Here is a 12,166-nt window from a genome sequence, read left to right as displayed (position 1 = left end):
CAGTACCCAGTACCCAGTACCCAATCGCTTAACGCTTAGAGTACTGAGGCGCTTTCCGGGCTTTATGTAAACCATATTTCTTCCGCTCTTTTGCTCTCGGATCGCGAGTCAAATAACCTTCGGTTTTCAAAGGTGGGCGGTTATCTGGATCGAGTTGGCACAAAGCACGAGCAACTCCTAAGCGAACAGAATCAGCCTGTCCGGTCAAGCCGCCACCTTCTGCTTTTACCAAAATGTCATATTCGTTTTCTAGTCCCAGAGTTTCCAGGGGTGCTTTGATCACTCCCAGGTAGTTGGGGTTAAATTGGAAATACAAGTTTCCATCTTTACCGTTCACAGTCAGTTGACCGGTGCCTGGAACCAAGCGTACTCTTGCTACTGCGTTCTTGCGACGGCCAGTACCCCAGTATACGGCGCGACCGCTATTAGCATCTGCTACTACCATTAATTTTCTTCTCCAGGAATTGTACTAACTTTTAGTTCTTTGGGTTTTTGAGCATCATGGGGATGCGTAGGCCCAGCGTAAACTTTCAGCTTGGTGAACAACTGCTTACCCAAGCTATTTTTAGGTAGCATACCTTTAACAGCTTGTTCTAAAATTCGCTCTGGTATGCGGTCTTGCAGTTTAGCGAAAGTTTCGGTTTTCATCCCGCCGGGACGACCAGAATGGCGGCGGTAAAGCTTTTGAGTGCGCTTTTTGCCTGTGACTGCTACTTTCTCGGCATTGATGATGATTACGAAGTCACCTGTATCTAGGTGGGGTGTATATTCGGGTTTGTTTTTGCCTCTCAATACCTGGGCGACTTCGCTGGCGAGGCGACCGAGGCGTTTATCGGTGGCATCTACTATGTACCACTCACGCTCAATGGACGCTTGAGAAGGGAGGTATGTTTTAACTGTTGTCATTTGTCATTTGTCCTTTGTCATTTTTAATTTGTCATTAGTCATTTGTCTTTTGTCCTTTGTCAGTTGTCCTTTGTTATTCACTAATGACCAATGACTAAGAACCAATGACTAATGACTCTTGACTAGTGACGAACTTTGGCAAGGTGTCGTACCAAATTTCTTTTGGAAAGGGAAAATCGGGATAGCCAACTCGCAACAAGCACAAGCCTTGAGGCGGTGCGGCATATTTCACTTCTTCCCGACGTTGTTCTTTCCAAATTTCGGTGAAACTAGAAAGTGTTCGTTGTCCAGAACCTACTTCTACCAGCATCCCTACCAACAGCCGTACCATGCCATACAAAAAGCCATCTGCCTGTATTTCAATATGGATAAATGGCCCACTGCGACGACACTCTGCTGCTTGCACCTCTACCCAGGAATGCGATCGCTTTGATCCTGCACGGTGAAAAGCAGCTAAGTGATGCTTTCCTAAGAGAGGTTTCAAGGCAGCTTGAATTAAAGATTCATCCAGGGGTGCATAATAATAATGCCAACTGAAGGGTCTTACAAACAAGTTAAGCCGATCTTCAGTATATATTGTGTAGCGATACCGTCGATAGGCTGCACTAAAGCGAGCGTGCCAACGGTTATCTACACTAGCTGAAGCCCTGATTAATATATCTGGCGGCAGATAGCTGTTGAGGATTGTTGCCCACTTGTGAGGCGGAATTAAACCTGTAGCTTCAAAATGGGCTACTTGAGCAGCAGCATGAACTCCAGAATCGGTTCGTCCAGCACCATGTAGTGTTACATGATGCCCAAGAATAGTAGCGATCGCAATTTCGATCTCTTCTTGGACTGTCCGGTGTTGTTTTTGCCGTTGCCAGCCATGAAAATGAGTGCCCAGGTATTGGATTACCAAGGCTACTCGATGAGTTTGTGTAGGCTGGTGGCTTTCTAACATACAGATTTTGTCCTTTGTCATTTGTCTTTTGTCATTTGTAAATAACCAATGACTAATGACCAATGACTAATGACTTAAACCAATTCAATTATGGCCATTTTTGCATTATCACCCCGACGCGGTACGGTACGCATGATGCGGGTATAACCGCCCTGGCGATCGCCATATCGAGTCGGAACTTGCTCAAATAGAGCGTGAACCAATGGTTTGTCGAAGATATAGCCAAGGGCTTCGCGGCGTGCTGCCAGGGAGCCATTTTTAGCTAGAGTGATCATTTTTTCCACTTCACTTCGGAGAACTTTCGCTCTAATTAAAGTGGTGGTAATCTTACCATGACGGATCAGCTCGGTGGTGAGCGATCGTAGTAAAGCACGGCGTTGATCGGCTGGTTTACTGAGTTTTTTGACGCGACAACGGTGACGCATAATTATGCACTATGAATTATGAAGGTTTTTCTTAAGGGTGTTTAGAGCCTCTTTCCATTGGCAGGGTGATGCCCAAGCGTCGCTGCAAAGCTTCCACGACTTCTTCTGCCGACTTCTGCCCAAAGTTCTTAATTTCTAAGAGGTCTTCTTGGGTATAATCCAACAAATCTGCCACAGAATTAACTTGTGCCCGTTTGAGACAGTTATATGCGCGCACAGAAAGTTGCAACTCTTCGATGGGTATCTGGGCAGTTGGATCGTCTGGAATATCCGAACCTGTGTCTGTTGGTTCTAGGGAGATATCTTTCAACGGGTTGAATAAATCTACCAAGATCGCAGCAGCAGAAGATAGTGCTTCTTGGGGGGAAATACTGCCATTCGTCCAAACTTCCAACAGGAGTCGGTCTTTTGGAATCAAGTCTTCCCCACGAGATTCTTCAACACTGTAGTTGACTTTTCGCACTGGCATAAATATTGAGTCGATTTGGAGAAAATCCAACGATGTCGCTTCCTCACGTCCTCGCTCTACGGTGCGATAGCCTTTACCTTTCTCGATCCGAAATTCCATTTCTAGCTTTCCACCTTCAGCGATGGTAGCTACATACTGAGTTGGATCGATGACTTCTACTTCACTGGGCAAATCAAAATGCGCCGCAGTGATTGTTGTTGGGCCGGTAACGAGTAATCTCCCAATCTGAGGCTGCGAAGAATAGTTTTTGAGGATAACTTCCTTCATTTTCATGAGGATTTCCAGCACATCTTCCCGCACGCCCGGAACTGTAGCAAACTCGTGTGAAACGCCCGCAATCCGCACTGCTGTAACTGCTGTACCTTCTAAATTAGATAGTAAAACCCGCCGCAGTGCGTTGCCAACAGTTGTTCCTTGACCGCGTTCTAGAGGTTCCAAAACAAATTTACTGTAATGGTTCCGACTTTCTTCGGTATTCGACTCTACACATTCAATTTGAAACTGCGCCACGGATGAGCCTCCCTTTTTCTAAGGTGCTGCTAGCAGACAAATCAATTGCCTCCAGAATTGAATTTATGTCCTGTAGATTATAGGTCTATCAAACTATTAGTATGAGATTACGATATAGTTTGACGCTCCTATTGAGCTTTCAGGCGCTAATAATATTTTGGGTTCCCGAAGTTTAACAGCTTTCCTTACGGAAAAATCTGACTCGCTTTTGGTCGCCCAAGTTTTCACCCAATGACAGTTTGCACGTTATCCGCCCAATTGGTCATTGCAAGTAAATTTACTTTCTTTGGTTGTAGCTTATTGTCCTCAATGCCCGATTTTTAGTATTTAAACTCGACGGCGCTTGGGTGGACGACAACCATTGTGAGGAATCGGGGTAATATCCCGAATCAGTGTAATTTCCAGTCCTGCTCCTTGAAGCGCCCGGATAGCGGTTTCTCTACCTGCTCCTGGCCCACTTACCATTACCTCAATTTGGCGCATTCCTTGATCTATAGCTCTACGGGCTGCACTTTCAGCAGCAGTTTGCGCTGCAAAGGGAGTTCCCTTTTTTGCTCCCTTAAAACCGCTAGAACCAGCACTGGCCCAGGAGATGACATCTCCATTTTGATCGGTAATGGTGACAATGCTATTGTTGAAAGTAGATTGGATGTAGGCCATCCCACTGGGCACATTCCGTTTCTGCTTCTTGCTCCCGGATTTTTTAGTTGGTTGTCTCGCCATACTTGTTTAGTTGATTTAAGGTAAAACTTGCTCTGATTAGCAAGTGTTGCAAATTTATTTCCCTGGAGCCTTCTTCTTACCAGCCACTGTCTGCCTTCTACCTCGACGGGTTCTAGCATTGGTGCGAGTTCTTTGGCCTCTGACTGGTAAGCCCATACGATGACGGCGACCTCTGTAAGTCCCAATGTCAACCAAGCGCTTGATGTTCAAAGACTCCAAGCGCCGCAAGTCTCCTTCAACTTGATAGTTGCTTTCTATTTCGCCTCGCAGGGCTATCACATCGGCATCACTTAAGTCTTTAACGCGGGTGTCTGGGTTCACACCAGTAGCCGCTATAATTTCTTGAGCGCGTGATAAACCAATTCCATAGATATAAGTCAGACCGATTTCAACGCGCTTATCGCGTGGAAGGTCTACTCCGGCAATACGTGCCACAATGAACTCTCCCTATTGTTTTCGCAATTACTGTTGGTTGGAAAAACGTGATTAATCGCGTCTTTTCGTTTTAATGATGATATGCGTGCTACAACTAACTCTGTTAGTAAGAGTGTTATCCTTGACGTTGCTTGTGCTTGGGGTTCACGCAAATCACCATGACGCGACCACGACGTTTTATTACGCTACACTTTTCACAAATTTTCTTGACTGAGGCTCTAACTTTCATGCCTTTTATTTTTTGACTCCAAATATTAAATTATAGCATTTTTAGGAAAAACAATCCACTAATTTGACTAGCAAACAGTCAAAAAGATGGTTTTATGGTAAAACTCTCTACATAATAGTTACTTCTTTCGTAGTCGATAGGTGATTCGACCTTTGCTCAAGTCGTAAGGAGTTAACTCTACCTTGACGCGATCGCCGGGCAAAATCTTGATATAATTTCGGCGAATCTTGCCTGAAATGTGAGCTAGCACGTTAAACCCATTATCCAAGTCAACGCGAAACATCGCATTGGGCAAGGACTCTGTAACCGTGCCTTCCATTTCAATCAAATCTTGCTTAGACAATTTGTTTTTTCCTCAACTCAACAATTTCGTGTTCAGTTGCAGCACTTCATCTGCAAGAGAACACATTTTAAGAAATATATCAACAGTTTATTAATATATCTTAGCTACAATTGATCTGTTTCTTGGGAGGGGTATGGAACATTGGGAATTAGGGAAAGAATTACTGTAGCTCCTCCCCTACTCCCTCATCTCAAGCGATTATCTTTCGCAGTTCACTAGTGACTTCTTCTTGGGACTGATTGCCATTGACTGTTAAAAGTTTTTGGCGATCGCGATAATAATCAATTAAAGGTGCCGTTTCATCGCGGTAAACTTCTAACCGCCGACGAATCACTTCTTCGTTATCATCTTTTCGTCCTCTAGTTAGCAAACGTGCTACCACAACATCATCTGGTGCATCTAGATTGACTACCCTTTCACCACTCTGATGTATTTTTTCCAGCAATTCTTCTAGAAAAGCCACTTGCGTCACTTTGCGGGGAAAACCATCAAGAATCCAACCATTTTCTGCATCTGGTTGGTTGAGGCGCTCCTGTACCAAGTCCTGTACTAGCTGGTCGGGGACTAACTCGCCGCTATTTACATAGTTTTGAGCCTTGATTCCCAAAGGAGTTTGCTCTTTCATGGCTTGTCTTAAGATTTCCCCAGTAGAAATATGGGGAATATTCAAGTGTTCCGCCAATGCTTGAGCTTGTGTTCCTTTACCAGCCCCAGGTGGCCCCAAGAAGATTAGTCGCGTCACTATTGTTTCACCATTCCTTCATAACGCTGAGAGATCACGTAAGTTTGGATTTGTCTTGCCGTATCAATTGCCACACCCACTAAAATTAACAGAGAGGTAGCACCTAGTCCCTTAAATGTGGGTACTCCTAACGCACTTTCTACGCCGGTTGGAATAATCGCAACCAAGCCTAAAAAGATCGCACCCAAAAAGGTGAGTCGGTTTGAAACTCGCTCGATATACTCGCTAGTCGCTTTGCCGGGACGAATGCCAGGAATACTAGAACCCATTTTCTTCAAATTCTGCGCTACATCTACCGGGTTGAGAATCAAAGAAGAATAGAAGTAGCTGAAGAAAATTATCGAAATCATGTAAACCAAGGCATAGACCCAAGAGCCAGAACCGCTTGGACTCAAATAAGTGTTAATTATATTTGCCAACTCTGCATTCTTGGCGAAATTAGCAATTAGTAGTGGCAAACTGAGGATGGCTGCGGCAAAGATAATTGGCATTACCCCGCCTTGATTTAACCGCAAGGGTAAAAAGCTCCGTTGCTCTGCCAAAACTCGACGACCTACTTGGCGACGAGCCGAAATAATCGGGATGCGGCGCATTCCTTCTTGGACAATCACAATACCAACAATGGTTGCCAGGAAAACTAAAATTAGGACTATGACACGACCGACTGTTTCCCGACCGCCGACTTGTACCAAATCGATAGTATCGCCTAAAGCTTTTGGTAATGAAGCAACAATGTTGACAAAAATCAACAATGATGCGCCATTGCCAATACCACGCTCTGTAATGAGTTCTGATGCCCACATTACAAACATAGAACCAGCCGTCAGAGCGATCGCAGTTTCAGCTACAAAGATTGGCCCTGGATTTAAGGCAAATTGCTGGAGGAATAATGCCGAAAAAGCTGTACTTTGGAGAATTGCCCAACACACAGTTACATAGCGGGTAATTTGCGATATTTTCCGCCGGCCGGCTTCGCCTTCATTTTTCTGTAAATTTTCTAAAGATGGAATCGCTGCAGTGAGCAATTGGATGATAATAGACGCATTAATAAAGGGTAAAATCCCTAAAGCAAAAACGCCTAAAGTTGAAAGTCCTCGCCCGGAAAATATATCCAATAAACCGAATATGGAATTATTGCCTGATATGGCTTCGGTAAATCTGGGTCTATCAATCCCTGGTACTGGTAAGTAGATGCCCAGGCGAACCAAAATCAAAACACCGACAGTTACAAGCAGCCTACCTCTAAGCCCGGCTGCTTGTGCCATCTGCATAAAAGTTTCTTGAGCCGTTGGGGCTTTGTCTCGACTGATCATAGAGTGCTACCTTTATAGTGAACCAGGCGCTGACAGCGAGTTGGCTTCCATTTAAGTGCGCTGTTCCGGCTCACTCATAAGACTTCACAACTACCACCAGCTGCCTCAATTTTGCTACGAGCTGTACCTGTGAAAGCTGCCGCTTGTACCTTGAGTGGAGTACTCAATTCCCCGTTACCTAAAACTTTCAATGGCCCCTTCACGGCAGTTAGGATACCTGCTGCTCTCAATGAGGCCAAAGTGACTTCCGTATTAGCGGGAAGGGAGGCGAGCTTCTCTACATTAATCGTAGTGTAAATCTTCTGATTAACAATCGGAAAGCCCTTCAGCTTCGGTAAGCGGCGGTACAATGGCTGTTGACCACCTTCAAAACCGGGTCGAGTACCGCTACCAGAACGAGATTTTTGACCCCGCATACCTAGACCAGCACTAGCGCCTTGACCGGCAGAAATACCTCTGGCTACACGCTTTTTGCGTTTCTTCGAGCCTTTTTGCGGCTTAACATCATGGAGTCTCATAAGTTACCAAGTTGTCATTTGTCGTTTCTCATTTGTCCTTTGTCATTTGTCATTTGTTATTCACTAATGACCAATGACTGATGACTAAATTAGATGTAGAGATTTTGAATAGGAATACCGCGATCTTCGGCGACTTCAGAAAGAGTCCGCAATGTAGATAAAGCATTGACTGCTGCTCTAGCATTATTGAGCGGATTGTTGGAACCAAGTTGCTTGGCTAAGACGTTACGAACTCCTGCCAATTCCAACACAGTTCGCACAGCACCACCCGCAATTACCCCAGTACCAGGTGAGGCTGGACGCATAATCACTTTTGCACCGCCACCGACACCATCAATGGGATGGGGGATGGAGTTGGATTTGGTGATTGGGACATCAATGAGGTGTTTTTTGCCATCGGCTACGCCTTTTTTGACGGCACCTATTACATCTGAAGCTTTGCCTACTCCAACTCCAACTTGACCGCGTTCGTTACCAACGACAACGATCGCTCGGAAGCTGAGTTTTTTACCACCTTTGACCACTTTACTTACGCGTCGGATTTGGATAACCCGCTCTTGCCAAGTGGTTTCTTCTTTTTTGGCACGCTTTGTTCTACTTTTACGCTCTGTTGCCATAATTTATGCTCTGGTGAACGTCAGTTGTCTGTCATTTGTCATTTGTCCTTTGTCATTTGTCCAATAACTAATGACTAATGACCAATGACTTTAGAAATCTAAACCAGCTTCGCGGGCTGCATCAGCTAGGGCTTTGACACGACCATGATATAAGTTACCACCGCGATCGAAGACTACTTTGGTGATGCCTTTTTCTAGCGATCGCACTGCGATCAACTTACCAACTTGCACCGATGCGTCGCGGTTTGCACCTGACGCTAAACTAGATTTCAAATCTGGTTCTAAAGTCGATGCTGCCACTATGGTTTGATGCTGACTGTCATCAATTACCTGGGCATAAATATGCTCATTAGAACGGAATACCGCTAAACGCGGACGTTCTGGGGAGCCAACAACTTTACCACGAACCCGGCGATGACGACGGTTTTTTGATTCTCTACGAGTAAGTTTCATTCTACTTCTTACCACCCTTACCAGTCTTACCAGCCTTCCGTCTTACCACTTCACCGGCATAGCGAATACCTTTACCTTTGTAAGGTTCTGGTGGACGTACAGCGCGAATTTTTGCGGCTGTGTTGCCTACGATTTCTTTGTCGTAACCGCTAACAATTACGTTAGTGGTACCTTCTACAGCAAACTGAATTCCTTCGGGTGGTTCAATTTGCACCTGATGGCTATAACCCATGTTTAAAACTAGGTTACGTCCTTGAAGTTGTGCCCTGTAACCAACACCTTGGATTTCCAAACGGCGCTGAAAACCTTGGGAAACTCCCTCGACCATGTTGGCAACTAAAGTGCGGCTCAAGCCGTGCAGTTGCTTCGATGTCCGAGTTTCATCCCGACGATTTACGTGTAATATTTCTCCCTCTTGAAGGAGTGAGATATTATCTCTGAGAGTGCGAGAAAGTTCTCCTTTCGGCCCTTTCACTACAATATTCGTACCATCGATCGCCACTTGAACTTTGGCGGGAATAGTAATTGGACGTTTACCAATACGAGACATTACTTTTTGTCCTTTGTTATTTGTCCTTTGCCTTTTGTCCTTTGTCTTTCACTAATGACTAATGACAAACGACTAATGACCAATGACTACCAAACGTAACAAAGCACTTCGCCACCCAAGTTTTGACGACGCGCTTCGCGGTCAGTCATAATCCCACTGGATGTAGAAATAATGGCAATGCCAATACCGCCTAGTACTCTTGGTAATTCTTTTCTATTGGAGTAAACACGCAAGCCTGGCTTACTCACTCGCTTTAAGGCGGTGATTAGAGGCTGACGATTTTTACCTTTATATTTCAGGGAAATCACTAGGTTGTGTTTTACCCCTTCTTCTGCTTCTTCGATTTCAGCAATAAAGCCTTCCTCCCGTAGCACTTTGGCAATGCTGCGGGTCATTTTTGTAGCTGGCACTTGTGTAGTTTGATGCCGCGCCAGGTTGGCATTGCGGATGCGCGTCAGCATATCTGCAATTGTGTCGTTAGCCGCCATCGTTCCCTCTATAGATGAACTTACTGATCGCGAAAGGGCATTCCTAATTCTTTAAGTAAGGCGCGACCCTCTTCGTCGTTTTTTGCTGTGGTGATGATGGAAATATCCATCCCACGCACTTGATCAACGCTGTCGTATTCGACTTCTGGAAAAATTAGCTGTTCTCTTACACCCAGAGTATAGTTACCCCGTCCGTCAAAGCTTTTAGGGCTAACGCCGCGAAAATCTCGAATTCTGGGCAGTGATAGGCTAACCAGGCGATCGAAAAAGGCATACATCCGTTCAGCTCTTAGAGTAACCATGATCCCAACGGGCATCCCTTGACGAATCTTAAAGCCAGCGATCGCCTTTTTAGCCCGCGTTACCACTGGTTTTTGACCGGTGACAAGCGCAATTTCGTTGATGGATGCTTCCAGCGACTTTGCGTTTTGAGCAGCTTCACCCAAACCTCGGTTAATAGTAACCTTTACCAACTTCGGTACTTGATGAACGTTGGTATATTGAAACTGATTAATCAGTTTTGGGACGATTGTCTCTTGATATAAGCTTTTGAGTCTTGTTGCCGGCATAGTTTTTTGTCCTGATATCCCTGGGCTTGGTCAGGGAACAAAGTTATGAGTTATGAGTTATGAGTTGTGAGTTATGAGTTAAATTTAATTCCTAACTCTTAATTCCTAACTGCTAACTATTTATCCAGAATTTCGCCAGTTTTTTTAAGTTTTCTGACTTTTTTCCCTTCTGAAGTAAAGGTATAACAAACACGACTGGCAACGTTTTGCTTAGTTGAATAAAGCATCACGTTGGAGCTATGAATTGGGAATTCTTGGGTGATAATTCGCCCTGATTCCCCTTCTTGCTGGGGTTTGACGTGCTTGGTTTTAATGTTGACACCTTTGACGATGACTTTACTCAGTTGGGGAAGTGCCTGGACAATTTCACCAATTTTTCCTTTGTCTTTGCCAGCAATCACTTGTACTGTGTCGCCAGTTTTGACGTGCATTTTGTGGAATACTTTGGGCGTACCTTGTTTGGTTGCCATTAAAGCACCTCCGGAGCCAGAGAAACAATTTTGGTAAAGTTTTTATCGCGCAGTTCCCGAGCAACTGGGCCAAAAACCCGTGTGCCTCTAGGATTACCGTCTTTGTTGATAATTACAGCAGCATTATCATCAAAGCGAATACTCATGCCACTGTCACGAGAGACAGCTTTACGAGTGCGGACAATTACTGCTTCCACAACATCAGACTTTTTAACAGCCATGTTGGGTGTAGCATCTTTGACAACGGCGATAATTTTATCACCGATAAAACCATAACGGCGGTTGCCTCCACCTAAGATGCGGATGCACATTAGTTTACGAGCGCCGCTATTATCAGCAACATTCAGGTAAGTCTGGGGTTGAATCACAATTATTCTCCCTTGTGGTGTTGTTAATTTATAACAACGATGAGGTTTAAGCGGGCTTGACGTTCAGAACTTCTGTGATTTTCCAGCGCTTGGTTTTGCTCAGGGGTCTAGTTTCCTGAATGCGAACGCGATCGCCTACTTTACACTTATTTTCTTCGTCGTGAACTTTATATCGTTGGGTGTTAACCACAATCTTGCCGTACTTGGGGTGAGGAGCGCGGTTTTCTATGGCAACTACCACAGTTTTTTGCATTTTATCGCTCACTACCAAGCCAACTCGTTCTTTAACTGCCATAATCTCCTACTTTTCTTCTTTAGCCGATTGACTTGCTGCCCGTTTGCGTTCTGTTTCTAATGTCAGCAATTGGGCTAGGCGATGTCGAGCCTGTCTGAACTGGTGGGGCTTTTCTAATTGTCTTGTCGCTTTTTGCAAGCGCAACTGAAACAGTTGTCTTTTGATCGCGATAATTTCATCAGAGAGCTTTTCGTCACTTAATTCTCTAGCTTCTGAAATCTTGGGAAGAGGCATAAGCTACTCCTGCTCCTGTGGTTTAGGGCGCATAATAAACTTGGTTTTTATAGGCAGTTTAAATGAAGCTAAACGCATAGCTTCCCGGGCGATTTCTTCAGTCACTCCGCCGATTTCAAACAAAATCCGTCCTGGCTTGACTACCGCTACCCAAAACTCTGGATTACCTTTACCGGAACCCATCCGGGTTTCAGCAGGACGCATGGTTACTGGTTTATCAGGGAAAATCCGAATCCAGATTTGTCCACCCCGACGAATATAACGAGTCATTGCCCGACGAGAAGCCTCGATTTGCCGGGAGGTAATCCAAGCAGGTTCTTGTGCTTGGAGTGCAAAATCACCGAAGTTGAGGGTGCTACCACGGGTGGCTAGTCCCTCCATCCGTCCGCGCTGTTGTTTGCGGAATTTAGTTCTTCTAGGGCTTAACATGATTGGCTACTGGGTACTAGGTACTGGGGATTAGGGATTGGGAATTAGGGATTGGGGATTGAGAATTCTTACCCAGTCCCCAGTCCCCAGTCCCCAGTCCCCGTTTACCCTTCATTTGAGCGGTCTTCAAATTGCTG

Annotated in this window: 22 protein-coding genes; all 22 read right to left on the bottom strand. The window is 45.0% G+C overall.

The window, feature by feature from the left end:
• Positions 1–28 precede the first annotated feature (28 nt).
• The 22 genes from rpsI to rplP all read right to left on the bottom strand — a co-directional run bounded on the left by rpsI (position 29) and on the right by rplP (position 12,029).
• Positions 29–445 carry a 30S ribosomal protein S9 gene (rpsI, locus tag V7K55_RS22075; RefSeq protein ID WP_012410698.1) on the bottom strand — a complete coding sequence of 139 codons (417 nt, stop codon included), beginning with the start codon at positions 443–445 and terminating at the stop codon, positions 29–31.
• Complete coding sequence (gene rplM / locus V7K55_RS22070; RefSeq protein WP_334834786.1) at positions 445–906, bottom strand: 50S ribosomal protein L13; 462 nt, start codon at positions 904–906, stop codon at positions 445–447. Before rplM ends, rpsI begins: the two co-directional genes overlap by 1 nt.
• A 94-nt stretch (positions 907–1,000) precedes the next feature.
• Complete coding sequence (truA, locus tag V7K55_RS22065) at positions 1,001–1,849, bottom strand: tRNA pseudouridine(38-40) synthase TruA (protein ID WP_334834875.1); 849 nt, start codon at positions 1,847–1,849, stop codon at positions 1,001–1,003.
• 74 nt (positions 1,850–1,923) lie between these two features.
• Positions 1,924–2,274 (bottom strand): 50S ribosomal protein L17, encoded by a 351-nt coding sequence (gene rplQ, locus V7K55_RS22060; protein WP_334834784.1) that lies wholly within the window; start codon positions 2,272–2,274, stop codon positions 1,924–1,926.
• A gap of 31 nt (positions 2,275–2,305) precedes the next feature.
• Positions 2,306–3,253 (bottom strand): DNA-directed RNA polymerase subunit alpha, encoded by a 948-nt coding sequence (locus V7K55_RS22055; RefSeq protein ID WP_292725303.1) that lies wholly within the window; start codon positions 3,251–3,253, stop codon positions 2,306–2,308.
• A gap of 327 nt (positions 3,254–3,580) precedes the next feature.
• Complete coding sequence (gene rpsK / locus V7K55_RS22050; RefSeq protein ID WP_012410703.1) at positions 3,581–3,976, bottom strand: 30S ribosomal protein S11; 396 nt, start codon at positions 3,974–3,976, stop codon at positions 3,581–3,583.
• A gap of 54 nt (positions 3,977–4,030) precedes the next feature.
• Positions 4,031–4,411, bottom strand: coding sequence for a 30S ribosomal protein S13 (gene rpsM / locus V7K55_RS22045; protein ID WP_334834783.1), 381 nt, complete (start codon positions 4,409–4,411; stop codon positions 4,031–4,033).
• A 115-nt stretch (positions 4,412–4,526) separates the two neighbouring features.
• Entirely contained in the window at positions 4,527–4,640 is a 114-nt protein-coding gene (rpmJ, locus tag V7K55_RS22040) for a 50S ribosomal protein L36 (RefSeq protein WP_012410705.1), read from the bottom strand.
• A 118-nt stretch (positions 4,641–4,758) separates the two neighbouring features.
• On the bottom strand, positions 4,759–4,983 hold the full coding sequence (gene infA, locus V7K55_RS22035; RefSeq protein ID WP_006196724.1) for a translation initiation factor IF-1: 225 nt from the start codon (positions 4,981–4,983) through the stop codon (positions 4,759–4,761).
• Positions 4,984–5,173: 190 nt separating this feature from the next.
• Complete coding sequence (locus V7K55_RS22030) at positions 5,174–5,725, bottom strand: adenylate kinase (RefSeq protein ID WP_334834782.1); 552 nt, start codon at positions 5,723–5,725, stop codon at positions 5,174–5,176.
• Complete coding sequence (gene secY, locus V7K55_RS22025) at positions 5,725–7,038, bottom strand: preprotein translocase subunit SecY (protein WP_334834781.1); 1,314 nt, start codon at positions 7,036–7,038, stop codon at positions 5,725–5,727. The genes V7K55_RS22030 and secY overlap by 1 nt, the downstream gene beginning before the upstream one ends.
• A 74-nt stretch (positions 7,039–7,112) precedes the next feature.
• Positions 7,113–7,556 (bottom strand): 50S ribosomal protein L15, encoded by a 444-nt coding sequence (gene rplO / locus V7K55_RS22020; protein WP_334834780.1) that lies wholly within the window; start codon positions 7,554–7,556, stop codon positions 7,113–7,115.
• An 89-nt stretch (positions 7,557–7,645) separates the two neighbouring features.
• Complete coding sequence (gene rpsE / locus V7K55_RS22015; protein ID WP_334730166.1) at positions 7,646–8,173, bottom strand: 30S ribosomal protein S5; 528 nt, start codon at positions 8,171–8,173, stop codon at positions 7,646–7,648.
• Positions 8,174–8,263: 90 nt separating this feature from the next.
• Complete coding sequence (gene rplR, locus V7K55_RS22010) at positions 8,264–8,626, bottom strand: 50S ribosomal protein L18 (RefSeq protein ID WP_094328454.1); 363 nt, start codon at positions 8,624–8,626, stop codon at positions 8,264–8,266.
• Position 8,627: 1 nt separating this feature from the next.
• Positions 8,628–9,176, bottom strand: coding sequence for a 50S ribosomal protein L6 (gene rplF / locus V7K55_RS22005; protein WP_334834779.1), 549 nt, complete (start codon positions 9,174–9,176; stop codon positions 8,628–8,630).
• Positions 9,177–9,262: 86 nt separating this feature from the next.
• Entirely contained in the window at positions 9,263–9,664 is a 402-nt protein-coding gene (gene rpsH / locus V7K55_RS22000) for a 30S ribosomal protein S8 (protein WP_012410712.1), read from the bottom strand.
• Positions 9,665–9,684: 20 nt separating this feature from the next.
• The gene (rplE, locus tag V7K55_RS21995; RefSeq protein ID WP_334834777.1) at positions 9,685–10,233 is read right to left on the bottom strand and encodes a 50S ribosomal protein L5; all 549 of its coding nucleotides are present in this window, start codon (positions 10,231–10,233) and stop codon (positions 9,685–9,687) included.
• Between the two features lie 116 nt (positions 10,234–10,349).
• Entirely contained in the window at positions 10,350–10,703 is a 354-nt protein-coding gene (gene rplX, locus V7K55_RS21990; protein WP_094342455.1) for a 50S ribosomal protein L24, read from the bottom strand.
• Positions 10,703–11,071, bottom strand: coding sequence for a 50S ribosomal protein L14 (gene rplN / locus V7K55_RS21985; RefSeq protein ID WP_069070772.1), 369 nt, complete (start codon positions 11,069–11,071; stop codon positions 10,703–10,705). Before rplN ends, rplX begins: the two co-directional genes overlap by 1 nt.
• Positions 11,072–11,117: 46 nt before the next feature.
• On the bottom strand, positions 11,118–11,366 hold the full coding sequence (gene rpsQ / locus V7K55_RS21980) for a 30S ribosomal protein S17 (protein ID WP_094328457.1): 249 nt from the start codon (positions 11,364–11,366) through the stop codon (positions 11,118–11,120).
• A 6-nt stretch (positions 11,367–11,372) separates the two neighbouring features.
• A complete protein-coding gene (gene rpmC / locus V7K55_RS21975) occupies positions 11,373–11,600 on the bottom strand; it encodes a 50S ribosomal protein L29 (RefSeq protein ID WP_334834776.1) in 228 nt (75 codons plus the stop codon).
• A gap of 3 nt (positions 11,601–11,603) precedes the next feature.
• Positions 11,604–12,029, bottom strand: coding sequence for a 50S ribosomal protein L16 (gene rplP, locus V7K55_RS21970; protein WP_334834775.1), 426 nt, complete (start codon positions 12,027–12,029; stop codon positions 11,604–11,606).
• Between the last annotated feature and the right edge of the window lie 137 nt (positions 12,030–12,166).

This window comes from Nostoc sp. (genome assembly GCF_036919895.1).
Lineage (GTDB): Bacteria > Cyanobacteriota > Cyanobacteriia > Cyanobacteriales > Nostocaceae > Nostoc.
The sequence above is the reverse complement of the archived record's forward strand: the minus strand, read 5'-3'. Positions and strand labels throughout refer to the sequence as shown.

What these genes read in the sequence shown, in the direction of transcription:
- rpsI (WP_012410698.1), bottom strand. Translation starts at nt 445, where the DNA reads ATGGTAGTAGCAGATGCTAATAGCGGTCGCGCCGTATACTGGGGTACT.
- rplM (WP_334834786.1), bottom strand. Translation starts at nt 906, where the DNA reads ATGACAACAGTTAAAACATACCTCCCTTCTCAAGCGTCCATTGAGCGT.
- truA (WP_334834875.1), bottom strand. Translation starts at nt 1,849, where the DNA reads ATGTTAGAAAGCCACCAGCCTACACAAACTCATCGAGTAGCCTTGGTA.
- rplQ (WP_334834784.1), bottom strand. Translation starts at nt 2,274, where the DNA reads ATGCGTCACCGTTGTCGCGTCAAAAAACTCAGTAAACCAGCCGATCAA.
- rpsK (WP_012410703.1), bottom strand. Translation starts at nt 3,976, where the DNA reads ATGGCGAGACAACCAACTAAAAAATCCGGGAGCAAGAAGCAGAAACGG.
- rpmJ (WP_012410705.1), bottom strand. Translation starts at nt 4,640, where the DNA reads ATGAAAGTTAGAGCCTCAGTCAAGAAAATTTGTGAAAAGTGTAGCGTA.
- secY (WP_334834781.1), bottom strand. Translation starts at nt 7,038, where the DNA reads ATGATCAGTCGAGACAAAGCCCCAACGGCTCAAGAAACTTTTATGCAG.
- rplO (WP_334834780.1), bottom strand. Translation starts at nt 7,556, where the DNA reads ATGAGACTCCATGATGTTAAGCCGCAAAAAGGCTCGAAGAAACGCAAA.
- rpsE (WP_334730166.1), bottom strand. Translation starts at nt 8,173, where the DNA reads ATGGCAACAGAGCGTAAAAGTAGAACAAAGCGTGCCAAAAAAGAAGAA.
- rplR (WP_094328454.1), bottom strand. Translation starts at nt 8,626, where the DNA reads ATGAAACTTACTCGTAGAGAATCAAAAAACCGTCGTCATCGCCGGGTT.
- rplF (WP_334834779.1), bottom strand. Translation starts at nt 9,176, where the DNA reads ATGTCTCGTATTGGTAAACGTCCAATTACTATTCCCGCCAAAGTTCAA.
- rpsH (WP_012410712.1), bottom strand. Translation starts at nt 9,664, where the DNA reads ATGGCGGCTAACGACACAATTGCAGATATGCTGACGCGCATCCGCAAT.
- rplE (WP_334834777.1), bottom strand. Translation starts at nt 10,233, where the DNA reads ATGCCGGCAACAAGACTCAAAAGCTTATATCAAGAGACAATCGTCCCA.
- rplX (WP_094342455.1), bottom strand. Translation starts at nt 10,703, where the DNA reads ATGGCAACCAAACAAGGTACGCCCAAAGTATTCCACAAAATGCACGTC.
- rpsQ (WP_094328457.1), bottom strand. Translation starts at nt 11,366, where the DNA reads ATGGCAGTTAAAGAACGAGTTGGCTTGGTAGTGAGCGATAAAATGCAA.
- rpmC (WP_334834776.1), bottom strand. Translation starts at nt 11,600, where the DNA reads ATGCCTCTTCCCAAGATTTCAGAAGCTAGAGAATTAAGTGACGAAAAG.
- rplP (WP_334834775.1), bottom strand. Translation starts at nt 12,029, where the DNA reads ATGTTAAGCCCTAGAAGAACTAAATTCCGCAAACAACAGCGCGGACGG.